Origin of the sequence: Roseofilum sp. SBFL, assembly GCF_017746885.1 — a bacterium.
Taxonomy (GTDB): domain Bacteria; phylum Cyanobacteriota; class Cyanobacteriia; order Cyanobacteriales; family Desertifilaceae; genus Roseofilum.
The window spans coordinates 20380-44333 of the sequence record NZ_JAGHZH010000053.1 but is presented as its reverse complement, the minus strand read 5'-3'; the positions used below and the strand labels follow the sequence as shown (position 1 = coordinate 44333).

The 23954-nt window shown below is 45.9% G+C and carries 22 protein-coding genes; 8 read left to right on the top strand and 14 right to left on the bottom strand.

Annotation, left to right across the window (positions count from 1 at the left end; all coding sequences use genetic code 11):
• Window positions 1-60: 60 nt before the first annotated feature.
• The 5 genes from murI to J7545_RS06090 form a co-directional block, all read right to left on the bottom strand.
• Window positions 61-906, bottom strand: coding sequence for a glutamate racemase (gene murI / locus J7545_RS06110; protein WP_318698670.1), 846 nt, complete (start codon window positions 904-906; stop codon window positions 61-63).
• 60 nt (window positions 907-966) lie between these two features.
• Window positions 967-2514, bottom strand: a complete 1548-nt coding sequence (locus tag J7545_RS06105) for an N-acetylmuramoyl-L-alanine amidase (RefSeq protein WP_318698671.1) — start codon at window positions 2512-2514, stop codon at window positions 967-969.
• Between the two features lie 107 nt (window positions 2515-2621).
• Window positions 2622-4514: an N-acetylmuramoyl-L-alanine amidase gene (locus J7545_RS06100; RefSeq protein ID WP_318719299.1), complete on the bottom strand. Its 1893-nt coding sequence runs from the start codon at window positions 4512-4514 to the stop codon at window positions 2622-2624.
• Window positions 4515-4740: 226 nt separating this feature from the next.
• A complete protein-coding gene (locus J7545_RS06095) occupies window positions 4741-6177 on the bottom strand; it encodes a cation:proton antiporter (protein WP_318719298.1) in 1437 nt (478 codons plus the stop codon).
• A 97-nt stretch (window positions 6178-6274) separates the two neighbouring features.
• On the bottom strand, window positions 6275-7084 hold the full coding sequence (locus tag J7545_RS06090) for a carbon-nitrogen hydrolase family protein (RefSeq protein WP_318698674.1): 810 nt from the start codon (window positions 7082-7084) through the stop codon (window positions 6275-6277).
• A 261-nt stretch (window positions 7085-7345) separates the two neighbouring features.
• Between J7545_RS06090 and J7545_RS06085 the strand changes: the two genes are divergently transcribed.
• Window positions 7346-7957, top strand: a complete 612-nt coding sequence (locus tag J7545_RS06085; RefSeq protein ID WP_318698675.1) for a hypothetical protein — start codon at window positions 7346-7348, stop codon at window positions 7955-7957.
• A 10-nt stretch (window positions 7958-7967) separates the two neighbouring features.
• Here the strand turns inward: J7545_RS06085 and J7545_RS06080 are convergent, their stop codons facing one another.
• The 4 genes from J7545_RS06080 to J7545_RS06065 form a co-directional block, all read right to left on the bottom strand.
• Window positions 7968-9302 (bottom strand): PrsW family glutamic-type intramembrane protease, encoded by a 1335-nt coding sequence (locus J7545_RS06080; protein ID WP_318698676.1) that lies wholly within the window; start codon window positions 9300-9302, stop codon window positions 7968-7970.
• 123 nt (window positions 9303-9425) lie between these two features.
• The gene (locus tag J7545_RS06075; RefSeq protein ID WP_318698677.1) at window positions 9426-9626 is read right to left on the bottom strand and encodes a hypothetical protein; all 201 of its coding nucleotides are present in this window, start codon (window positions 9624-9626) and stop codon (window positions 9426-9428) included.
• 9 nt (window positions 9627-9635) lie between these two features.
• Entirely contained in the window at window positions 9636-10199 is a 564-nt protein-coding gene (gene def / locus J7545_RS06070) for a peptide deformylase (RefSeq protein ID WP_318698678.1), read from the bottom strand.
• 75 nt (window positions 10200-10274) lie between these two features.
• Window positions 10275-10463: a hypothetical protein gene (locus tag J7545_RS06065; protein ID WP_271939893.1), complete on the bottom strand. Its 189-nt coding sequence runs from the start codon at window positions 10461-10463 to the stop codon at window positions 10275-10277.
• 142 nt (window positions 10464-10605) lie between these two features.
• On the opposite strand from J7545_RS06065, the gene J7545_RS06060 reads away from it, so the two are divergent.
• Window positions 10606-11589, top strand: a complete 984-nt coding sequence (locus J7545_RS06060) for a GntR family transcriptional regulator (RefSeq protein ID WP_318698679.1) — start codon at window positions 10606-10608, stop codon at window positions 11587-11589.
• Here J7545_RS06060 and J7545_RS06055 read toward each other — a convergent pair.
• Window positions 11581-14163 (bottom strand): EAL domain-containing protein, encoded by a 2583-nt coding sequence (locus J7545_RS06055; protein WP_318698680.1) that lies wholly within the window; start codon window positions 14161-14163, stop codon window positions 11581-11583. The two genes, J7545_RS06060 and J7545_RS06055, sit on opposite strands and share 9 nt — an antisense overlap.
• Window positions 14164-14840: 677 nt before the next feature.
• On the opposite strand from J7545_RS06055, the gene pstS reads away from it, so the two are divergent.
• The 5 genes from pstS (at window position 14841) to psb27 (ending at window position 19316) form a co-directional block, all read left to right on the top strand.
• Window positions 14841-15971 carry a phosphate ABC transporter substrate-binding protein PstS gene (gene pstS, locus J7545_RS06050; RefSeq protein WP_318698681.1) on the top strand — a complete coding sequence of 377 codons (1131 nt, stop codon included), beginning with the start codon at window positions 14841-14843 and terminating at the stop codon, window positions 15969-15971.
• 87 nt (window positions 15972-16058) lie between these two features.
• On the top strand, window positions 16059-17009 hold the full coding sequence (gene pstC, locus J7545_RS06045) for a phosphate ABC transporter permease subunit PstC (RefSeq protein WP_318698682.1): 951 nt from the start codon (window positions 16059-16061) through the stop codon (window positions 17007-17009).
• Window positions 17010-17058: 49 nt separating this feature from the next.
• Window positions 17059-17955, top strand: a complete 897-nt coding sequence (gene pstA, locus J7545_RS06040) for a phosphate ABC transporter permease PstA (protein ID WP_318698683.1) — start codon at window positions 17059-17061, stop codon at window positions 17953-17955.
• Window positions 17956-17991: 36 nt separating this feature from the next.
• Window positions 17992-18825: a phosphate ABC transporter ATP-binding protein PstB gene (pstB, locus tag J7545_RS06035; protein ID WP_271939899.1), complete on the top strand. Its 834-nt coding sequence runs from the start codon at window positions 17992-17994 to the stop codon at window positions 18823-18825.
• A gap of 92 nt (window positions 18826-18917) precedes the next feature.
• Window positions 18918-19316 carry a photosystem II protein Psb27 gene (gene psb27 / locus J7545_RS06030; protein WP_318698684.1) on the top strand — a complete coding sequence of 133 codons (399 nt, stop codon included), beginning with the start codon at window positions 18918-18920 and terminating at the stop codon, window positions 19314-19316.
• Window positions 19317-19412: 96 nt separating this feature from the next.
• Here psb27 and J7545_RS06025 read toward each other — a convergent pair whose 3' ends face one another.
• The 3 genes from J7545_RS06025 to J7545_RS06015 form a co-directional block, all read right to left on the bottom strand.
• A complete protein-coding gene (locus tag J7545_RS06025; RefSeq protein WP_318698685.1) occupies window positions 19413-20459 on the bottom strand; it encodes a hypothetical protein in 1047 nt (348 codons plus the stop codon).
• A 129-nt stretch (window positions 20460-20588) separates the two neighbouring features.
• Window positions 20589-21851, bottom strand: a complete 1263-nt coding sequence (gene murA / locus J7545_RS06020) for a UDP-N-acetylglucosamine 1-carboxyvinyltransferase (RefSeq protein WP_318698686.1) — start codon at window positions 21849-21851, stop codon at window positions 20589-20591.
• Between the two features lie 159 nt (window positions 21852-22010).
• On the bottom strand, window positions 22011-22631 hold the full coding sequence (locus tag J7545_RS06015) for a DedA family protein (RefSeq protein ID WP_318698687.1): 621 nt from the start codon (window positions 22629-22631) through the stop codon (window positions 22011-22013).
• 336 nt (window positions 22632-22967) lie between these two features.
• On the opposite strand from J7545_RS06015, the gene J7545_RS06010 reads away from it, so the two are divergent.
• Entirely contained in the window at window positions 22968-23324 is a 357-nt protein-coding gene (locus J7545_RS06010; RefSeq protein ID WP_271939903.1) for an STAS domain-containing protein, read from the top strand.
• Here the strand turns inward: J7545_RS06010 and J7545_RS06005 are convergent.
• Entirely contained in the window at window positions 23310-23951 is a 642-nt protein-coding gene (locus J7545_RS06005) for a hypothetical protein (protein WP_318698688.1), read from the bottom strand. The genes J7545_RS06010 and J7545_RS06005 overlap by 15 nt on opposite strands.
• Window positions 23952-23954 lie beyond the last annotated feature (3 nt).

Below are 23954 nucleotides of genomic sequence, written 5' to 3'. Positions count from 1 at the left end.
TCCCTATTCTACGTCTCGTAGGAGCGAAACATTTTCCCCCCTACGGTTAGCAGTTATGGCTTACATGGTCGCATTTTCTTTATTGCACTCTCGTGCATTAGAAACCGGAACAGGACTTAAATATACCTGTTCAACCAGGGGGGTATATCCCAACCAACACAGAGAACGAGTAGTAAACTGTTGGGGAGAACCACTGACACCAAAGCGGGTGGGCTTAGGTGCGTAGGCATTCCGCAAACCCAGCAAATCTAGCTCTTGACCTGTTGCTTTGACGACATGAACGGCTGGATTAATCACCTGTACCGATTTGGGTAGTAGTTGACGAATCACCGAATCTAAAAGAGGGTAATGGGTGCAACCATAAACCAGAGTATCAATATTTTGTTGTAGCAGAGGTTGCAAATAGGAGCGGGCAACCTCGTAAGTATAGGGGTCATTGATGCGATTTTGTTCAATGAGGGGTACAAACTCTGGGCATCCCACTTGCCATACCTGAACCGTTGGATCGACTTCAATCATAGCTTGACGATAGGCTTGACTGGCCGCAGTTGCAGGAGTGGCAATTACTCCCACTCGTTTACCAACAGCAACAGCCGCTCTAGCGGCTGGTAAAATTAATCCGAGGATGGGAGTTGAGAACTCATCGCTAATGGCTTCTAGTGCTAAAGCATTACTGGTATTGCAAGCCATGACAACCATTTTCACCTGTTGCTGTTCCATCCAGGTGATAATTTCTCGTACAAATTGAATAATCTCTTCCGGTGATCGCGTACCATAGGGCAAGCGTGCCGTATCGCCAAAATAAATAATCGATTCCTGGGGAAGCTGACGATACAGTTCACTCAGAACCGTTAGTCCGCCTACACCGCTATCAAAAACCCCAATTGGTCGATGATTGATGGTCATGATTTCTCTTTACTCCAAATCACTCACTCACACCATGGGGTTTAGCTGCGCCTCCCCCCACTAATAATTTTGCTGAATATGGCGCAAAATGCCATTCGCGATGCCTTGAGCCATCTGGCGACGGAAAACTGGGTTAGCTAACTTCACCGAATCTTCCCGACCGGTGATAAATCCAGTTTCCACCAAGACCGAAGGCATCGATGTTTTCCTCAGCACATAAAATCTAGCACGACGAACTCCGCGATCGCGAATATTTAAAGTTTGCAGGATCGTATTATGGATATCACGAGCTAAACGCTGACCGGTTTGATAGTAAAACGTTTCCAACCCATTCACTTCTGGACGGCTCAGACTAATCGCATTTGCATGAATGCTCACAAATAATGTCGCATTTGCCCTCTCAGCCGTCGCAACTCTTGGCGCTAAATCAATTTCCCGGTCATCGCGACGGGTCATCACGGTTTGTACGCCATTTTGCTCCAAGATAGCAGCCACTTGATTGGAGATATCCATCACAATCTCTTTTTCCAGGAGTCCATTTCCCACTGCTCCCGGATCGCGGCCACCATGACCGGGGTCAATGGCTACCCGAATGCGAGAATTCCGAGGAGGTCTGGGGTTGGAAGGACGAGGATTAGTTGTTGGAGGAGGTAAAGGTTGGGGACGAGGTGCTGGAGGAGGTAAGGGTTTGGCTGGTGGCGGTACATTAATCGCAATGCCATCTTGAGTCGGTAAAGGTGATGGAGGTTGCGTAGGAGAAGGGCCAACAGAAGCATTAGCCGATACCAATTCCCGATTTGCAGGCCAAGGTTGCTGTGCTTCTTGACCCATCTGACCCCTACTTCCAGAAACCGGAATAATTACTGCTCCAAACTTATTTGTTAACCCTTGCCAATCTGGACTTGCAGGGGTTACATCTAGAGTCACCCGGACAATAGAATCCTGCAATTGGCTCATCTGGATTTGCCTTACCCCTCGACTATTAATTACCAAGGGTCTTTGATGTAAATCGCTTGCTAAGGTCACCCCCTCAAAATCAATAGTAATTTCCTGTTGATTTGAGGTGCGTTTGACCGATTTAACGTTAGGTTTTTCTCCGTTCACCCGTAAATAAAATCCATCACCAGTGACGCGAATCGCTTCGACTACCGATGAGGCGCTGCTCGGGGGAGCGGGTTGAGGAGAAGAGACTGGAGGGGGTGTAATGGGTCGTCTATCTCGTTGAGGATTAGGAATTTGAACGACCCATCGACGAGGGGAAATACCTTGGAATTTAACTTGATTGGGGTCAATGGTATAACCCGGTTTGAGTTCAATGACTAAGCGAGTCGTATTAGAATTGAATTGCCCGGTTCGCACCTGTGCAATCCCAGGGGTATTGACCAATTGTTGACGCAATTGTCTGCCTAACTGAATTCCTGGTAAATCAATCACCAGACGAGTTGGCCCGTAAATGAGTTGCGCTCTCGGTTGGACATTGGTATCGGTAGTAAATTCTAAACGATTGCTTCTGGCATCAAAGCGCCAATTTTGCAAACTGGCTGCATAGACAGGAGATGAAAGCAGCCATAATCCTAAAACACCGGGTAAGAGCCAATGAAGTTTCACGCCATTTCCTCGCTGATGATAGTGATACGCCCTTGCTCATCCGACAATCCCTACATCAGCCTTGGAAGTGAACCCTGATGAGGGCGTGAAACTTTCCGAACTTAGCTCTAGTAGTTTTGCCGGACGTACAGCAAAATTCCATTGGCGATCGCCTGAGCCATTTGACTTCTAAAGGCTGGAGTCCTTAACCGGGGAGCATCCTGTGCCCCAGTCACAAATCCAGTTTCCACTAATACGGAAGGCATCGAAGTTCTACGGAGGACATAAAAGCGAGCGCGTTTTACGCCTCGGTCTCTCATCGGTATGCTCCGGAGGATGGAACCTTGAATCGCTTGGGCTAGGCGAAGGCCTGTGTTGTAGTAGTACGTTTCTACTCCATTGACATCCGGACGGCTCAGACTAATCGCATTGGCATGAATACTAACAAAGAGAGTCGCATTTACCCGTTGGGCGAGATTGACCCGAGGCGCGAGATCGATTTCGACTTCGCGATCGCGGGTTAAAATCACTTGAATCCCATTTTGTTGTAGGATAGCGGCCACTTGGCGAGAGATATCTAAAACCACATCCGTCTCTCGCAATCCTCCAATCCCCACTGCACCCGGATCGCGGCCGCCGTGACCCGGATCGATCACAATCGTAATTCGAGAATTGGGGGTGCGTCTGGTCGAAGGCAGAGGCCATTGGACACCCGGTGAGGGACGGCTAGGAGCCGGTTGTGGATTAGCCGGTCGCGGGACAGGAATGGGAACAGTAGAAGGGCGAGGATTAGGAGAAGTGGCGATGGGAGGGAGTGTTGAACCACTTGACCCCAAAGATAAAGCAATCACCTGAGAACCCGCTTGATTGATCTGTCCCAAGGTGAACCCAGAACGAGGAGTCATGGAAATCACCACAGTTTGCTCGTCAGCCTGTTGGACATCAAAACGAGAAAAGGGACTATTCCCTCCAACAGGAATCGATGGGACATTTTCCCCTAAGCGAGCGGGAGAGACTCTTAAGGTATAAACCGAAGGGTTGGGCCATTGACCCACAGCATTGACTCTTCCGGTAGCGCGAACCACCAATTGGGAATTGCCTCCAGAAAGTTCGATCGCCTGAATCAATGGTGGTTGAGTTGGATCAAACTGATTAGAATCTGCGGCTGTAATTTGGCGACCCGCAGGCCAAGGTCTGGAACCGGACATATTCGTTCCACTCCCTGCCCTCGGAATGAGAACCATACCTAGGCGATTGGGTAAAGCTTGCCAATCCGCACTTTGGGGATTGACATTGAGGGTAATGCGGGTTCCGGCATTATCTCCCTCCAAGGGGCTGAGAATCAGTTGATTCACCCCTCGACTATTAATATTTAAGCGTCTTGGGTTTAAATTATTGGGTAGTGCAACGCCTTTGAGATCGATTTCAATTTGACGCTGGTCTGAGGAGCGCTCTACCCTGGCAATGTCTGGCTGATTGGTAGTGCGAATAAAAAAACCATCTCCTGTAACTCGAACGGCTTCAATTTGATTGGTGCTGCGGTTCGGGGAGGGCTGTTGAGCAACCGGCCGAGGGTTGGGAGGCGAAGTTAAGGTTGGGGGAGGATTGGGGCGTGTTGGGGTGGTTCCCTCTCGTTGGGGTTGGGGCAATTGTACCGTCCATTGGGAAGCAGAAGACCCCACAAATCTCACTTGACTGGGGTCTAGGGTATACCCTGGAGTCAATTCGATGACGATACGGGTGGTGTTCCGTTCAAATTGCCCGGTTCTAACTTGTTTAATCCCTGGAGTCGATACAAATTGAGAGCGAATTTGATTACCTAAAGTGGTTCCTGGCAAATCAATCACTAAACGGGTGGGATTAAAAATCAGTTGAGCGGTAGGTTGAACCCGCCCATTGGTGGCAAATTCCAGACGATTGTTTCTGGCATCAAACCGCCAATATTGTAAGCTGGCTGCTTGGACTGGAGCTGACCATAGCCAGAGTCCTAAAAGGCTAGGAAATAACCAACGCAGTTTCACAGATGGGCCTTTAGAGTGACTAAATTTCATGACGGTTGATGACGGTTGATTGGGAGGAGTGTGTAAGTAACAGTCCGGTCACGAGTATATTACAAGTGCTGACTGATTCAACAAAAGGGATGGGGGGCAATCCTGGATGAGATCGCGATCGCGATCTAACCAGATGAGTGCACCCCCATAATCTTTTATTCAATGCTGATTTTAATGCCAATCGGTGGCGATCGCTTCACTGGGTCGTTTCAGATTCGGCGATCGCTGCGGGTTCTTTGCTTGCTTCCTCACTTGATGCTTCAGAGGTCTCTGATTGTTGAAAAGCAACTCTCAATAAGGGTGGTGCCACAAAAGTAGTCAGGATGACCATCACGATAATAGCTGCATCCAAGGATTCGGGTAGAACACCACTGGCCGATCCAACTCCAGCAAAGACTAATCCCACTTCTCCCCGTGGAATCATACCTACACCAACGGCGATCCGATTTACGGGTTCGCCACCGAATAGGGTAAAGCCACTGACAACTTTACCAACGATCGCCACAACCACTAGAAAACTGGCAATAATCAGGCCTTCCCGGTTACTGGGAACCGCAGGGTTGAGAACAGACAAATCGGTTTCGGCTCCAACAGTGACAAAGAAAATAGGAACGAGCATAAATCCAATCGGTTCGACTAATTCTTCGAGTTCTCGATGTTTTTCCGTTTCTCCCAGAATTAAACCAGCCGTAAAGGCTCCTAAAATGGCTTCGAGTTGAATGACTGCACCGATATAGGCAAAAATAAAGGCGATAATTAATCCACCGATTAATAGAGTCCCTGGGGTAGTGAGTTTATTCAGTAAACCCATAAAGTAGGGCATGACAAGGCGACCCAAGATAATCGAACCAATCAGGAATGCGGCAGCACTGAGCACCAGATAAATAATGCTGGAAACTTCCACTTCTCCTTTTTCAGCTAAAGAAGCGACAATCGCTAGAATAATAATGCCGAGGATATCATCTAATACGGCTGCACCAATGATGATTTGCCCTTCTTTGTCATTCAGATGTTTGATTTCTGCCAATACTTTAGCTGTAATTCCAATACTGGTGGCGGTTAAGGCTGCACCAGCAAAGATGGCAGGAATACTCGGCACATGGAAAAGATAAATCAGTCCCAATGTACCGGCTAAAAACGGGACAACGACTCCCGTGATCGCAACTAATGCCGATTGGACTCCGGCATCAATAAGTTGTTTTAAGTCAGATTCTAAACCGATTTGAAACAGGAGAAAAATAACCCCTAATTCTGATAAAACGGAGATAACCTCACTTTGAGCCAGAAAAACGCCGTTGGCTCCTTCCGGGGTCAAACCGGCTGTTTGTTCCAGCAAAGTAATAATTAGAGATCCCTCCGCACCTGCCCCGCCTTCTGGAAATACCAGCAATTTGAGGACAGAAACCCCAATAACGACCCCTCCCAAGAGTTCTCCAAGGACGGGAGGCAAGTCCAGGCGGGCGCATAATTCACTACCAATTTTACTGGCTAGATAAATAGTAACAAGGCTCAGAAGGACTCCAGCTAAGACGAGGGTAGCGCTGGGGGGCTCGTGGCTTTCAGTTGCTGTCGCTAACAGAGGGGTGAGACTGGTTGGGGTGTGAGAAAACACCCAAGGGAATATTTCAACCATTATATTATTTAACTGATCGATGTCTACTGTACAGGTTCTTTACAAATGTAAAGCAAATCTGAAGAAAAGCGAAAGTAAGAGTTTCACATGATTGTGATTAGAATACGCGATGACTTAAACTGGGCATTTGTTGACGCACCTGTTGTAAACGGTTAGGATTGATTTCGGCGATCGCCACTCCGGGTTCTTCTCCAGCATCGGCGAGAATAATCCCCCAAGGGTCGATAATCATGGCGTGACCGTGAGTTTTACGGCGAGCATAATGGCAGCCAGTTTGGGCCGGTGCGATACAATAACAGGTGTTTTCAATCGCTCTGGCTTGCAATAAAACCTGCCAATGATCTTTTCCGGTATAAGCGGTAAAAGCAGCCGGAATAAACAAAACCTCAGCGCCTTGCTCAGACAAAGAGCGATACAATTCTGGAAAGCGCACATCATAACAGACGGATAATCCTAAGTAACCGAACTCCTCAGACTTGTAGATCGGAGACACTTCAGTTCCTGCTTCCACCGTTAAAGATTCTTGGTAGGTATTCCCATCAGGGACATTAACATCAAACAAGTGGACTTTATAGTACCGGGCTACTTCTTCTCCATTAGCATTAATCAGCAGAGCCGTATTATGAACTTTATCGCTGCTCACCGGGATCGGAAATCCGCCCCCTAGGAGAGTCACTTGGAAGCGTTGGGCCATCGTTTTGAGAAATTTCTCAGTTTGCCTGGCAATAGAGTCCGCTTGGGCAATTTTTTCTGCTTCTATGCCCAAGAAGGGGAAGTTTTCTGGTAGGGCGATCAGTTCTGCCCCTTGACGTTTGGCTAAATCAATGAGGTCTTCCGCTTCAGCAAGGTTTTTCTCCAGATCGGGGACACTGGTCATCTGGATAGCGGCTGCTCGATAGGGTTTCATGGTCTGAACTGGATGTGAGGAATAAACTATCTAGGATACCTGTTAGATGGACATTAGGGGAATAGGGAAAAGGCAATAGACGATGAGGAGAGACTCCAGATACTCCAGATATGGAGAGATAGACATCGTAGAGAGAATAAGTTACTCCCAACTCCAGACTGCTGAATTCTTACGGAACAGCCAATAGCTAAGTTGTAGTTACTCGTGCTATTGAGATGCAAGTGCCGATATTGCTTAAGTATTATGACGGATCAATTTAAGATGAATTCAGACTGGCCCCCTCCAGGTTACCCCTTAGACATAGAACTGCTCGAAGCCCTATTGTCGAATCAGAAACGAGTTTACCCGTGGAATTACTCAATTTTGGAGGGCGAGGCTTATTTCTCGGAAATCGAGAATTTGATGGAAACGCACACTTCAGAGATGGTGGCTGATTTGGATGAAGGCTGTCGCGAATTTTATCAAACTTTGGATAAAGTATGGGAGTCATTCCAACCCGTAGCAGCTCATCGTTTAAACTCTCAATTGCAAGGGAAATTTAGCCCAATAGTTCCCCAGTCTGTACTGGAAATGATTGCGGCTAAGGCAGAGGAATTAACTACGTCTTCAGCATCCATGGCCGATCAGTTAATTCACTGTGTCCAAGATAGCTTGTCCCAGTGGGATATTGAAGATCTATTGGTCTTAGCTCGTCCCTTTGCCTATGCTATGCGGGGAGGAGAAGAAAAAACGGCTTTAGACCGGGTGGTGCAAAAAGCAAGTACCCTAACCCTAGATTGGGAATCCTGTTCAGAGTTGGACAGAGCAAGATTAACTTTAGCTGTGGCTCGTTATGCGATCGCCTATCGAGATCGACCGATAGATCCAGTTTAGGTTAGGGGATCTACTCTTTAATTCGGGTAGCAAAGTTTTGCGATCGCGTGGGAGAAAGGGCACGGGCTTTCAAAATAGCGGCAGCTAGAAAGGCATAAGATAGTACACCAATGGCCGCTAAACAGATCAACCCAGCGAATAGAGACACTTGGGAGGCGACAAAAGTTCCCGTCGTATTCCAAAGTCCATGTAATAAGGCAGCACTCCCATAGCCAATGGCTAGGATCTGCCATCGCTGCTTGGGTTTCAGGACACTCAGGCCGATAAAATAGCCTAAATAGCCGCTATAGGCCAAATGTCCAGACACCGATCCCAGAATTCGAGGAATTAATAATTGTAGTCCAGCGAGTTGTCCCATATCGCCTCCAGAAATGGCGGCAATACTTTGGATTTGGGAGGGCACATACAAGCCTAGGGTTTCAATTAAGGTGAAACCAACGGCAGAAGCGGTACCAATTAAGATGCCATCCAGGGGTTCTCGTACTCCCCAGGTTTGGTGAGTAGAAACAAAGCGGAATTTACCCCAAAAGAGAACTAGGAAGATGGGAAGAGCTTTGATCAACTCTTCTAACAGCCCTGTCCCTAGGGTTTGACGGGCTAATGTGGGTAAAAATTGGTCTCCAGTTGCCCATCCTGCCAGGCCTTGGTAGAAGAGAGGAGCAAGGAGTTGCACGAGAGGAATGGCGAGTAGGAGTGTCCAGAGGGCCGATCCGAGGAGCAGCCACCAGGGTTTATGTTTACCGCAGAGTTGATAAATATAGGTATAAGCGATCGCCGCTAAATAGGCTCCTAAAACCAGATTAAACAGTTCTGGAATTCTGAGGAAAAAGAGTAACACCGCCACTAGAGCGGTTAAACTGGCAGGGATGAGATAAGCTTTACGGGCTAATTCTTGTCCGGTGGAGAAGATGGGAAACAGTTGGGTGAGGGTAACTGACTGGGTAGCGGCGGGTTGAGAAACGCTAGAGTTAGAGACTAAGGTAGGAGTTGGAGTAATGTTTCTAGAGCGCAATTCAACTTCAAATACTGGCCCCTTAAGACCAAGCATAATGCGATCGCCATTCTTTAAGCAGTGGCATCCTCTTAATAGACTTTGGTTAACATAGGTTCCGTTGGCACTGCCCAGATCGCAAACTTCCCAATGGTTGTCTATTTGAGAATACCGAATCACCGCATGTTTGCGGGAGACAATTGTATATTGATGGGCATCCAAAGCAATTTGGCAACTGGGATCGCGCCCAACGATCATCTCTTCAGTTTCCCATAGGGGATATGGGGGATTAGACTGGGTTCTTCCTAATCCCCGAATCAGTTTTAAGAATCCTTGAGGCTCAGTCCCACTCATACAGCGCTACGCGCTAGGCAATAGGCAACAGGGAGTAGGAGCAAAGAATTTTTCGCCCCTACTTGTACTCAATAACAGAACAAACGGCTGTAAATTTAGCATCAGTTTACCGAAATAGAACAGTTACTGGTTGTTGTTTGCATCCTGAACAGCCGCAAAAAAAGACCAGCCGGTGACTGGGATACTGATAGCTAAGATAATACTCGTCGTGGAAACTCCCAGATCGGGTGTGCCGGAAGAGAGTTCAAAGATACAGCCAGTGGCGGCGATCGCCGCAATACAGCACAGGGCTAAGAGTAAGCCACTTTTGGGAGTTAAAGCCATGGGTTATTTCTATGAGTAAGGTTTAACGTCTTGACTGGAAAAACCAAATTTTTGCAGTTCGTCATTGAGAGCGATCGCATTTTCGATGCGGTCTACAAACATCACTCCCTGGAGATGATCGAGTTCGTGCTGAATAGCACGGGAGAGAAGTCCGTCAGCTTGGAGGGTTTTGGGCCGCCCATATTCGTCTTTATAGCTGACCTGAATTGCATCCGGTCGCTGGAGATCCATGTAAACCCCTGGAACACTCAGACATCCTTCTTGATAGGTACAGAGTTCGCGACCGTAGGATTTAATGGTGGGATTGATTAAGATTAAGGGAATATTGGCTGCCTCTTCCGGATCGCAGTCGATCACCACCAGTTGTTTGGCGATCGCTACTTGGGGAGCTGCCAGGCCGATTCCATCCGAACTATACATGGTTTGTAACATTTCTTTAGCCAGTTGGCGAATGCTCTCATCCACTTTCGAGATCCGCTTGGCATTCGTCCGCAGGACGCGATCGCCTAGGGTATGGATATTCAGTGGGGGGCGATCGAGTTTTTTCTTTTCTACCAGAACACTAGAACTCATAAGGTCTGTATCTTAAACAAGCTAAAGGTCGTGAATCATCTGATCTATTGTAACCAACTCTGGTATTGACTTAGATTAGGGGCGATCGCTTGATGACAAGGGAAAGGTTTGCTTAAATTCTTCAATTAGGTCATCCATTTCTTCCAAGGCTTGATTGACATCTAACCGGAGACTACCTAGATTGGGTTGTTCGAGTAACTGTACGAGGGCTTCTCGCTTGCTCTCTAGGATAGTGACTTTTTCTTGAATAGTGGATAGATCCATTGTTTCTTTAATTCAGATAGGGCTTCTCTATAGCTTAACAAAACTTGATACTTTCTCCTCACTCTACTACAGATCGACCGGCTATTACCCAGAAGCGCTATATACTAGAAATCAGTGACATTGTGGGAGTAAATCTGGGCAGATGGTCAAATTTCAGATCCAGCCAGAGAGTGAAATTCCGGCTTCTAATCAGTTATTTAATCAATTACGATTTGCGATCGCCTCGGGTCAATACCCTCCTGGCTCTCAATTGCCGAGTACCCGTGCCTTAGCCATGCAAACGGGTTTGCATCGAAATACCATTAGCAAGGTCTATCGCCAACTGGAAGAAACCGGATTAGTGGAGGCTCAAGCGGGTTCGGGAATTTATGTCCGCCAGCAAGGGAAAGGACTGTTTACAAAGTATAAATCTGAACTGATCCAAACCTATCCCCAAGCTCAATCCATTGTCCAAAATAGCGTCAATCAATTAATTCAAGAAGGCTGCTCTCTCCACGAAGCACGAGAATTATTTTTAGCAGAAGTTGATTGGCGTTTGCGTTGTAGTGCGCGGGTTTTAGTCACGGCTCCCACCAATGATATTGGCGTGGGGCAATTGATGATGGAAGAATTACAAGCAGCTCTGCATATTCCTGTACAGTTAGTTCCTTTAGAAGAATTAGACGATCTCTTGAATCATACGCGATCGGCGACCGTCGTCACCAGTCGCTATTTTTTTGGCGATGCAGAAAACATTGCTGCACCCAAATCAGCGCGGGTGGTTCCTGTAGAAATCTATGATTATGCCCCCGAAGTTGAATTAGTGAAAGGACTACCTAAAGGCACATATTTTGGAGTAGTCAGTCTCTCCCATGGAATTTTACGCGCTGTTGAAGTGATTATTCATAGTTTGCGTGGTGAGGAGGTGTTGGTTATGACTGCTCATCGGGACGATCGCTATAAACTGAATGCTATGGTCAGAACGGTTCAGTATGTGGTCAGTGACGTTGCCAGTTATGACGCAGTTAAAGCGGCTCTCCAAGAAGCTAGAGAAGATATTATTCGACCCCCTCGATTAATTCAGACTGAGAGTTATATCGATCAGTCCTCGATTAATCGCCTGAAGCGAGAACTGGGATTAGACTAATCCGTGAGCTAAAGGCTGGGCTAATAAATTGGCGATCGCTTGTGCGGGCATCGGTTTAGAGTAGAAGTAACCTTGACCATATTCACACCCGAATTGTTGTAGGAGTTTATGCTGTTCAATCTTTTCAATACCTTCAGCAACAATATCCATCCCTAAATTATGACCTAAATCAATCACTGCTTTAATAATTTCTCGATAGTGAGATGAAGCTTTGGAATCTAGATTATTGAGAAAACTGCGGTCAATTTTCAGGGTATGAACGGGGAAACGATATAGATAGCTTAAGGAAGAATAACCCGTGCCAAAATCATCAATACAGAGGCGAATCTGACGGGCTTTCAGTTGTTGAAAGATTAGATTAGCTACCTTAGAATTATCAATAATAGCGCTTTCCGTAATTTCTAGTTTGAGAAATTTCCCCTCAATCTGGGTTGCCTCTAGAATGAGATCGATTTGTTCGATTAGATCTGGTTGGGCAAACTGTTTGACAGACAGATTCACATTCATCGTCAGTGGAGAGCGATCGGGGAATTGGATATTCCAAAGGTGCAATTGCTGACAGGCCTGTTCCAGAACCCAAGTTCCAATCGGTAAAATCAACCCCGTTTCTTCAGCCACAGGAACAAATTCAGCGGGAGAAACAAACCCCCATTCGGGATGATACCAGCGTAGAAGCGATTCAAAACCGGTGAGTTGGCCGGTCTTTAATTCAACAATGGGTTGATAGTAAACCTGCAATTGTTGGCGATCGATGGCTCCTCGGAGATCTGTTTCTAATTTTAGACGATTAACCGCTTGGGTATGGAGGAGGGTATTATACACGGCGTAACGTCCTTTACCAGCCGTTTTAGCTTGGTACATGGCTAAATCTGCATCTCGGAGGATATCATCGGCTTGGTCATATCTGATAGTGCTTAGGGTAATTCCGATGCTACTATTGGCAAAGACTTCATGACCATTGAGGTGGAATGGATTGGAGAGTTTACTTAATATTCGTTGAGCCACTTTGGTGGCATCTTGGAGAGTGTGAATCTTATCTAGGAAAATAGTAAATTCATCCCCTCCCAATCGCGCCAGGAGATCGCTTGGACGGAGGCAGTTTTCTAGACGACGGGCGATCGCCATTAACAATAAGTCTCCTATCAAATGACCCAGACTATCATTGACCTTCTTAAAGCCATCTAAATCGAGAAATAGGACGGCAAACTGATAATTGGAGTCTCTTTGGGTCTTTTCAATGGCCTGTTGCAGATATTCAGCAAACAAAGCGCGATTGGGAAGATTGGTAAGATGATCGTAAAAGGCATGATGTTCGAGTTGCTCTTCTGCTTGTTTGCGATCGCTGATATCAGTTTGAATCCCAATAAAGTGGGTCAGATGGCCTTGGGTATTAAAAACCGGCGAAATTCGCAGTTCATTCCAAAATAGTTGACCATCTTTACGCACATTTTGCACAATGGCATGGCATTCTGTTCCTTGTTCAATAGCTTGACGAATTTCATCAAGGGCATTTTGATCCCGGTAAATCCCTTGCAGAAAACGGCAGTTCCGACCCAGCACATCTTCTCGCTTATATCCCGTAATCTCTTCAAAGGCTGGATTGACATAAACAATCGGATTATCCGGTTGAGTGGAATCAGTAATAATAATGCCATTATTGCTAGAGGCGATCGCCCGCTCCATCAAATTTAATTGATCTTGGGCTTGTAGGCGAGTCATCACATTCGTCAGCACATTGGCGATCGTTTGTAAAAACGACACATCCTCCTGGGTAAAGGGGCGATACTCCCTCGCATACACACTTAACACCCCAAACGGCCCCTCGGAACCTGGAATCCCCGAAATAATCGTACTCATCCCAGAAACCACCCGATGATTATGCAACAGAGGAGAACCACTAAACCGAGTTTCTACCGGCAAATCCTCTACAATAATTGGTTTTTTCTGATATAAAGTATACCCTGCATGACAATTTGGCCGAGCGCTTAACATCGCTTGACCCACCAATTCAGCTTGCCACCCTACCCCTGATCGGAGCAATAGCGTCTGATAATTCGGCAACAATTCCAAGATTGCACTATAGTCTACCGACAGGGTTTCACTGACCAACTCCACTGCCGTTTGCATTACAGCATCAAGATCGCGATCCTCTAGAGCTTTCTGGCTCAATTCTGAAACCGCAGCTTGCTGTTGTAAACGAGAGTGTAATTCAATCTCCACCTGCTTATGATCGGTCATATCCCGACCCACCATATAAATTAACTCCTCATCTGGATCGGGAACCGCAGTCCAAGCAATCCATCGATAGGAGCCATCTTGACAGCAATATCGATTTTCTAAATCAAGGCGAGGTTGTCCTGAGATTAATCGCTCTAATGCCAGGCGAGTAAGCTTTTTGTCGTCTGGGTGGATGAACTGCAAGAAATTCTGTTGAGATAATTCTTCTGGGCTATATCCTAATGTCCTTTCCCATGTTGGATTTGTTTTTTGTAGATTCCCCTGAAAGTCAATCAGACCGAGGAGTTCTAGGGACAGGTAAAAAAAACGTTCCTGATGATTGGTCTCAGTTGTCATCCGACCCTCGTGCCAATACAAAGGGTCTGTTTGTAGGATAGATTTCTGAAATTGTTGAAGATGTTGCTGCACTGCGACAACCCCTATGGCACTTTTGAATTAATCATCAACTTTTTCACTTATAATTCTCCTGTTTATTTTAAAAATATTAAATGATACATTGATTCTAGCATTTTTCAGATAGACTTGAGGGAGGTTTCGGCTTAACCTAACATTAGGTATAGACTAAAAGCTATGTTCCCGAAACAACAAATAGATTTTTGTAATGATATTGATTGGGAGATGATGTAGTTAGGGATCAATAGGATCGACTCTAAATAATGATTAATATTTTTGATTATCCATAGATATCTTGTTAGAGTTTCTCTTGATGATTCTGTCAAACAAAAGATCATTCATCAGGTTTTATCTTATTGTTAAAACAAAAAAATAGTGAATGAAAAAACAAATTTATCTAAGAATTCTAGTGATTACTTTTAAATAAATTTCCACCAATATATCCATGATCAGATTTACTCTGAACTCCGATCAAAGGATCATAAATTATTTCTAAAATAATTTATCGTTAATATTTATTTTACCTAATCTTAACCAAAAGAGTGCCATAAAGGGTTAACCTTCAATCAACATCTTCTCGTACACTGAAGATTGCCCTAATCTCAAACTTGATTGATCTTATGTTTTCCTTCTCTAACTGCAAGCGTAAAAGCATTTCCCTATTAATTGCAGCCCTGAGCGCTGTAGCCTTAGCCTCCTGTGCTGGTGGAGATGAAACATCTCAAGTGGACAGCACTACAGGTGGAGGTGAAACGAAATCCACCAGCAAGTTGGCCCTAGCAGGTAACACCAGTTTAACGGGGGCTGGAGCTTCTTTTCCCGCCCCCCTTTACCAACGCTGGTTCCTAGACTTTAGTAATGCAACCCCCAACCTCCAGATTGACTATCAGTCAGTCGGTAGTGGAGCTGGGGTAGAACGATTTATGCAAAACTTGGTTAACTTTGGAGCCAGTGATGTAGCGATGAAAGATGAAGAAATCTCCGAAGTTGACAAAGGAGTTTTGATGCTCCCCATGACGGCTGGAAGTGTCGTGATGGCTTATAACCTTCCAGGTGTCGATGAACTGAACTTAACCCAAGAGGCTTTGATTGATATCCTCTTAGGAAATATCACCAAATGGAATGACCCCAAAATTGCCTCAGCCAATTCCGGTGTCACCCTTCCAGATACAAATATTACTGTAGTTTATCGATCGGATGGTAGCGGAACCACAGGGGTGTTTACTAAAAATCTGAGCGCTATGAGCGAAGAGTGGAAAACCCAAGTCGGTGAAGGAAAAACAGTAGAATGGCCGGTTGGTATTGGTGGAGCCAAAAATGATGGGGTAGCTGCCCAAGTCAGGCAAACAGAAGGAGCTATTGGTTATCTAGAGCTAGGATTTGCCAAAAGCGCGGGATTGAATATGGCATCCCTAGAGAATAAATCGGGTAATTTTATCTATCCCACTGATGAAGCTGCATCTCAATCCCTGGCAGCGGTTCAATTACCGGAAAACTTACGCGCGTTTGTCACTAACCCAGAAGGGGAAGAGTCTTATCCGATTGTTACCTATACTTGGTTGCTGGCTTACAAGGAATATGATGATCCAGAAATTGCCAAGTCTGTCGAAGCGATGATTGAATATGGTCTGAACGAGGGACAAACGATTAGTGCCGATTTGGGCTACATTCCCTTACCGGATAACGTGCGAGAAAAAGTGGCCATGGTTGCTGATTCCATTAGTCCAGATTATGAGATTGAAGTGAAATAGAGTCTCAATTTCCTCGTGCGATTAGGAGTAAGGGACTCCCTTACTCCTAACCCTTGATTCCACACCTAATGTTATTCATGTTATTTTATGGTTTCTGTAGCAAAAGCTGAATCTGGGCGATCGCGCTCTAATGCAGAAAAAAACTTAGACCGAGGTTTTATTGGTCTTACCTTTATTTTTGCCTTATCCATCGCCGCTATCCTAATTATCATCACCCTCACCGTAGGTTTGGGTGCCCTAGATGCTCTGCAACAATTTGGTATTCCCTTTCTCTTCCAAAGTGCCTGGAACCCGGTTCAAGATGAATATGGGATTTGGCCAATGATCTATGGAACGATGATGAGTGCAGCCATTGCTCTGATGATTGCTGTCCCTCTTGGTCTGGGAACGGCGGTTTTCCTGAGTGAAGACTTTATTCCAGTCAATATCCGTACTATTTTGGTTTTTCTGGTCGAACTGTTGGCAGCTATTCCCAGTGTGGTATATGGATTATGGGGGATTTTCGTCTTAATTCCTCTGATCAAACCTATGGGTGACTTTATGCATAACAGCTTTGGGTGGTTTCCCCTGTTTAGCACCCCTCTGGCTGGTCCAGGAATGTTACCGGCTGGATTAGTCTTATCTATTATGATTCTACCGATTATTACGGCGATCGCCCGTGATTCCCTAGCCAGCCTGCCTCCAGACCTGCGACAAGCCTCCCTAGGACTCGGTGCAACCCGGTGGGTCACCATTTTTCGCGTCCTCCTGCCAGCCGCCTTCTCCGGTATCGTTGGCGGAATTATGTTAGCTCTCGGTCGAGCCATGGGAGAAACCATGGCAGCGACCATGCTCATCGGCAACTCTAATAAAATGAGCCTCTCGATTTTAGCTCCAGGTAATACCATTGCCTCATTAATGGCTAACCAATTTCCTGAAGCCTCTGGACTACAGGTTTCTGCCCTCATGTATGCCGGTTTGATTCTGATGATTCTGACCTTAGTTGTCAATGTGCTAGCTGAATGGATTGTCAATCAAGTCAAAGCCAAATATGACTAGGTTAATAAGGAATCGCTAAATTTCCCCCTATTCTTTATTCCCTGACTTTATGAACCCTTCTACAGAATCGAAGTCCCTAGCCAGTAGCCTAATTCAAGATAATAGCCGTCCCAGAGCCATATTTGATAGGGTGATGACGACCATTTCTGGGATTTGTATTGGACTAACAATATTGCCCCTATTTGCGGTCTTGATTTATGTGATTATTAAAGGAGGATCGCGCCTCAGTCTAGCTCTATTCACCCAATTGCCACCAGCAGCCGGACAAACTGGAGGAGGAATTGCTAACGCTATCCTAGGAACGTTTATTACCGTCGGCATTGCCAGCGTAATTGCTGTACCCATTGGTGTACTGGCAGCCGTTTATCTCTCTGAATTTAGTTCGAGTAGCCAACCCGCCCGTAAAGTGGCTCGTGGAATTCGGTTTGCCACGAATGTCCTGAGTGGTGTGCCCTCTATTATTGCTGGGGTCTTTGCTTATAGTTTGGTTGTTTTAACCACAGGAACCTTTTCTGCCTTAGCAGGAGGCGTAGCCCTAGCGGTGTTAATGCTCCCTACCATTATTCGGACTACCGACGAAGCACTACAAATTGTACCTCAAGATATTCGTTGGGCATCCGTTGGTGTAGGAGCATCCAATTATCAAACCGTCCTTAAAGTAGTTTTACCCGCCGCCCTGCCTGCCATTTTGACTGGAGTAACCCTAGCAGTTGCCCGTGCTTCGGGAGAAACAGCACCCCTCCTGTTTACGGCACTCAATTCTAATTTTTGGCCCAGAGGTTTGATGGCTCCTACGCCATCCTTAGCGGTACTGGTTTACAACTTTGCAAGTAGTTTTGATCTGAAACTGCAAGAACTAGCTTGGGCAGCGTCTTTAGTCTTAGTTATGTTGGTGTTAATCAGTAGTATTGTTGCTCGATTAGCCACCCGTCAAAGTCAGTTTTAATGGTTTATAAGTTTATTCAAGAATTGAGGAAAGACCATGACAAATGCAGATTCGACGAATGCGGATTCAACTACAGTGAACAAAACTGAAACCGTCCTAAGAACTGACAATGTAAGTATTTTTTACGGTGATTTTAAGGCGGTTCGGGATGTGTCTATGGATATCCCCAAAAATCGTGTAACTGCTTTTATTGGTCCATCAGGATGCGGTAAAAGTACAATTTTAAGGTGTTTTAATCGTCTCAATGACTTAATTCCCATCTTTAAGTTAGAAGGAAAAATTTTCTACCACGATCAAAGTTTATACGAAAATAACATTGATGCAGTAGAAGTTCGCCGACGGATTGGCATGGTGTTTCAAAAACCAAACCCTTTCCCCAAATCCATTTATGATAATATCGCCTATGGTGTGCGGATTAATGGGTTAGGTAAATCTAAGTCAGAGATTGACGAAATTGTGGAGCGATCGCTCCGTCAAGCGGCCCTGTGGGATGAAGTCAAAGATAAAATGCACCAAAGTGGGTTTGCCCTGTCTGGAGGGCAACAACAACGCCTGTGTATTGCTCGCACAGTTGCCATTAATCCGGATGTGGTGTTGATGGATGAACCCTGTGCATCCCTCGACCCCATTTCTACCCTGAAAGTAGAAGAACTGATCCATGAACTCAAAGAAAATTACACCATCGTAATTGTGACTCACAATATGCAACAGGCTTCGCGAGTGTCTGATATGACTGCCTTCTTCAACGCTAAAGCGATTGAAGGGGGTAAGCGGTTTGGGTATTTAGTCGAATATGACAATACAGAAGATATTTTCCAAAATCCCCAAGAAGAAGCCACTCAGCAGTATGTCAGTGGACGCTTTGGATAAAGTTAATCATGACCCAACGATCGCCAACGTCACCATTCACGATAGGATCGACTGACGAGTAAATCTCAATGATGCAGTTTTTGACGATCCTTATGAAGCGATTTTTTGTACGATTGCTACCCTTGATTTTAGTGGCGATCATGGGTTTGGTTGGGTGTTCCAACACCCCTTCTGTAATTACAGGCAACTATTCTCAAGATACGTTGAATATGGTTGATAGCCTACGCACAGCCATTGAACTTCCTGAAGATGCTCCCAATAAGGCTGAGGCTCAAGCTGAGGCAAGGGAGTTAATTAATCAATATGCGTCTCGATATCGTCGAGATAGATCTGTGGCTACTTTAACTTCATTTACCACAATCCGCACAGCACTCAACAGTTTGGCAGGACATTATAGTTCCTATCCTAATCGTCCGGTTCCAGAAAAGTTAAAACAACGGATTAACCAGGAATTGCGCCAAGTCGAAGCAGCGCTTAAACGGGGAGCCTAATTGCCCAGTCTCAAGGCTAATCGCTAATAAGTAATGGGTAAACCGTTTTTCCCTAGAGAAACCCAGTTTTACTCATTACTCACTACTCTATTACTCCTAGGTTAAAGCTGGGGTTAGATTGGAGTTCGGTTCGTTTTGCAAGAGTCCCGTTAACAGAGAAGCCGGGTGTTCGGGGTAAGGCCAAGCAAAGGCATGGCGGAATGAAGCATCTTGACAGGCTTGGAGTTGCTCAAAGTCGATGATGTCTAGAGTCAGTAAGTTTTCATATTCAAAGGGTAAACGAACGTTATGGAGTCCAGCATTATCTGTACAAATGGCAATGTCTACCCCAGCGTCAAAACAGCGATCGAAGACAATTTTCAGTTCACTTAAGTCGTCTAGAGTTCCTGTTTTCAGGTAGGTAGTCGGACACACTTCTAGACATTGTCCTTGCCTGGCCAATTGGGGCAGGAGGTGGGGGTAATGTAGGGGAATTTGAATCCCATGGCCAATACGCATCAGATAGGGAAGCAGTTCAGGATAACAGCCCTCATGGGTTTCGTAGAGATGGCCGGTTGTTTTGAGGCCGAGCGATCGCGCATACTCATAGAGTTGAATTAATTCCGACAGGCGATCGCCATAATGGGCATCTCCACCTGCCAGATCAATCCCACAAACATATTCAGGCATTTGGGCGGCGAGTTCCACAATCGCCCGGTTTACCTCATTGGGCAGACGGGAATGAGTACAGAGAACCTGGCTCGTAATAATACTATAGTTATGATTTTGGCTTGCCTGACCTACAGCTTCCACAATAGCTGCCATGCGATCGATGCGATCGTTCTGGCTATACTCTTCTGGAGTCCGCAGGTAAGGCGTATAGCGTAATTCCAAATAAGCTAAATTTTCAAACACATAGGCCCCTCGAATCAAGCGATAAATAAAATAGGGTAATGTGTCTAAAGTTTGGGTTTTCTCGACTAAGGTATGGAGTTCTAAATATTCATCTAAGGTTTTCCGAGGACGGGTATAGAAATCTTCAAACTCAGGATACTCAGCAAACTGCTCAGACCATTCTGAGCCACTACGGTGAAAATAGCGCCAGAGAATGCGAGGGACGACCGAACCGCCTAAGTGTCGGTGGAGTTCAGCATAAAGAGCCACAAGGATAACCTCTTAAAATCTGCGATCGATGGAGTTTAATAACATTTCACCTCCTATGGTAATCCTGAAAATTTAGTTCAGCACCCTTCAGGACAAATTTCAATCCGCTACTCCAAAGATCAAAAATTTTTAAGAGACGCTTTCAATCCGGGTTAAGCGGGCCCCTAGATTTCGCAGTTTGACTTCAAGCTGTTCATAGCCCCGGTCTAGATGTTGTAAATCTTGAACGGTTGTGGTGCCTTCAGCGGCTAATCCCGCTAAGACTAAAGCAGCGGAAGCCCGTAAATCCGTGGCTAATACCGGCGCACCTGATAAAAGGGGTACACCTTTAACAATAGCTATATTCCCCTTAACACGGATATTGGCTCCCATGCGTTGTAATTCAGCTACATGGCGCAGGCGATTTTCAAACACAGTTTCGGTGACCATGCTATTGCCATCGGCTACGGTGAGCAAAGCCATAAACTGGGCTTGCATATCTGTGGGAAAGCCAGGATAAGGAAGGGTTTCAATGTCTGTCGGTAAAATGCGCTCTGCGGGAAGAAGGCGTAATTGTCTCTCTCCTTCTTTGATTACTGTTGCACCTGTTTCTTCTAATTTAGCGATTACTGGAGTCAGGTGAGAGGCAATCACCCGATTGAGCAACAATTCGGATTGGGTAATGGCAGCCGCGACTAAAAAGGTTCCAGCCTCAATGCGATCGGGAATGACTTCATAGTCGGTACTATGCAGTTGAGAAACCCCTTCAATCCAAATCGTTTTTGTGCCAGCTCCCTTAATGCGAGCACCCATAGAACGACAGAAGTTAGCCAGATCTATAACTTCGGGTTCTTGGGCGGCATTTTCAATACAGGTTTCGCCATCTGCCAAGGTTGCTGCCATCATCAGGGTTTCCGTTGCGCCCACACTGGGATAATCCAGATAAATTTTAGCTCCCTTGAGTTTACCTTGGGGAGCATAGGCATTCACAACTCCATGTTCGATGTGGACGTGGGCTCCCATGGCTTGGAGTCCGCGCACATGCAGATCTACAGGACGAGCGCCGATCGCACAGCCACCCGGTAAGGGGACTTGGGCTGTACCCAAACGGGCTAATAAGGGGCCAATAATAAAGAAACTGGCCCGCAGTTGGCTAACGACTTCATAGGGGGCTTGTCCTTGAGTGATGTCAGTGGCATCCAATTCTAGGGTGTCTCCCTGGCGTTGGAACTGAATGCCCAAAGATTCTAGAATCTGGCCCATGCGATTGACATCAACCAGGTTGGGTACATTGCGTAATCGGCAAGTTTGGGAGCAAAGGACTACGCCGGCGAGAATGGCTAAAGCAGAGTTTTTGGCTCCACTGATTTGCACTTGGCCGCTTAAGCGGAATTTGCCTTCAATTTCAAGCATGGAAGGGGTTTTTGCCGCTGCCACAGGAGCGACATTAGTTGAAATTACGGTATTAATAGCTCTATCCTCCAAAAATTAAGTAATTCTTACCATAGGTTCCGAATTTGGTTTGATTGTACCGGAAAGTTTTCCAGTGCGCTAATCCCATCTCCGGATCTTTTATGAGTTTTCAGAGGCACGGGCTTCTAGCCAGAGGGGAACGACGATCCAAGCGATGAGGAGAAGTAGGGCGAGGATCGCAAATTGTCCCACCCAAGCGATGAGTTGCTCAAGGGAAATGAGGTGGCCAACAAAGAAAGCGAGACTCACCATGACACTTGCCCAAAGGGTTGCCCCAGCAACGTTACAGAGGAGGAATTTAGGATAGGGCATTTCCACGATACCTGCGATCGGTCCAGCAAAGATCCGCAGCAGGGCAATGAAGCGACCGAGAAAGACAGCGCGAGCAGCATTTTGCTGAAATTTGCTTTTGGCATTTTCTAGTTGATGTTCAGCGACTCGAAAGAATTTGCCGACTTTGAGGAGTAGGGGCCATCCTCCGGTTCTGCCGATCCAATATCCACAACTATCCCCGATCGCAGCTCCGGCGATCGCACTAGCGAGAACTCGCCAATACACCATTTCACCGCTACCTGCGAGAAATCCACCAACGAGGGTAATGGTTTCACCCGGTAGGGGGAGTCCGGTATTTTCGAGCATTATGCCCAGGAAGATGGTCCAGTATCCGTATTGACTGGCGAGGGATTGAATTGTATCAAGTGAGAGAAATTCTAAGGACATGCAAACCAGGTAGGTGAGAAGAGAGCGTATGAGTTACGTTGTCAGATTAAGCTTTTTTCGATCTTGGCGTGTAATTCAAGTACTGTCAATCTGGATTGGGGATCGATGCTTCAGGAAAGTTTGGGTAATCTGGTGAAGTTCTGAGAAAGTGTTGTTTTTGGGGCTGGCAATTCTCAATTTTCACGCTTATATTAAGAAGGTCTCAAGAGGCGATCGCTAGAGTATGATTACTTAAAGCTAGAGTTCGGTCACTCAGTTTACCAACTTTTTTAGCTTTAGATCTTAGATTGGTCAAGGAACTCAACCTCCTAGGGACTTACTAAAAGGATAACCACGATGACAAGTACAGCAATGGGTCAGTTTACGGTTCTTCACCCTCAAGGGTCTTTTGATGCTCAGAGGGGTGAACAGATTTCTCGGCAAATTGAGGAGATCTCCTCTCAAATGTCTATCCTTTGTCTAGATTTGGCTGGGGTGGGTTTTATGGATAGTGCGGGTTTAGGTAAATTGGTTCATGGACTCAAAGCAGCTCGCCAGCAGGGTTGCCGCCTGGTTCTGTGCAATATTCCAGGACAGGTGAAATTAATATTAGATATCGCTAGACTAGAAGGTGTATTTGAAATTTACCCTTCCTACGAAAAAGTATTAGAGGTGTTTCAACCGGATCAATTGATGGCATTAAGCGCTGTTTGAAGGAAGCGGTTTAATTTGTAAGTCGATGAGGGGGGTTCCGATTTGGCAATACCAATAACTGGTGAGTAAGTCTGGCTCCTGAACCCCCAAACTAGCTAAGACTGGGGTATCAGGAAAGGGAATCAGGCGATCGAAGCAGGGATCGGATGTGCCCCCAAACTGAAGCAGATAAACGCCAGGGATAGCTTGAATATGACGCAGTAATTGATAACCCAGTTGGTAGAGGGTTTGACGGGTTCGATCGCCTAAATGTAGGGGTTGATGATAGGTCTGGTTCCCGTTTTGGATCGCTTCAGCATAAAGCGGGCCTTTAGGGCTGAGAATAATTGGTAACCAATTCTTACCTTCACCGATCGCGTATCCCCAGGTGGAAACGCTTTGCTGCAAGGACTCTATGGAGCGACAAAATTCGTAAGTTTTTTGACCCAGAAACGGAAGATGATCGGGAATATTGAGGGTGAGTGGACAGAACAAAACCTCTTCTGAAGGTTTGAGTGTTTTAAGCGATTGAATCGTTGTGTCAATCTTGGGTGAAATCCGTTGTATGGTGTCCTGCAATTTTACGGGTAGAGCAGCAGAACGATCTCGCTCTGACTCGACAACGATCTGTACAGAGGAATAGATCATGGC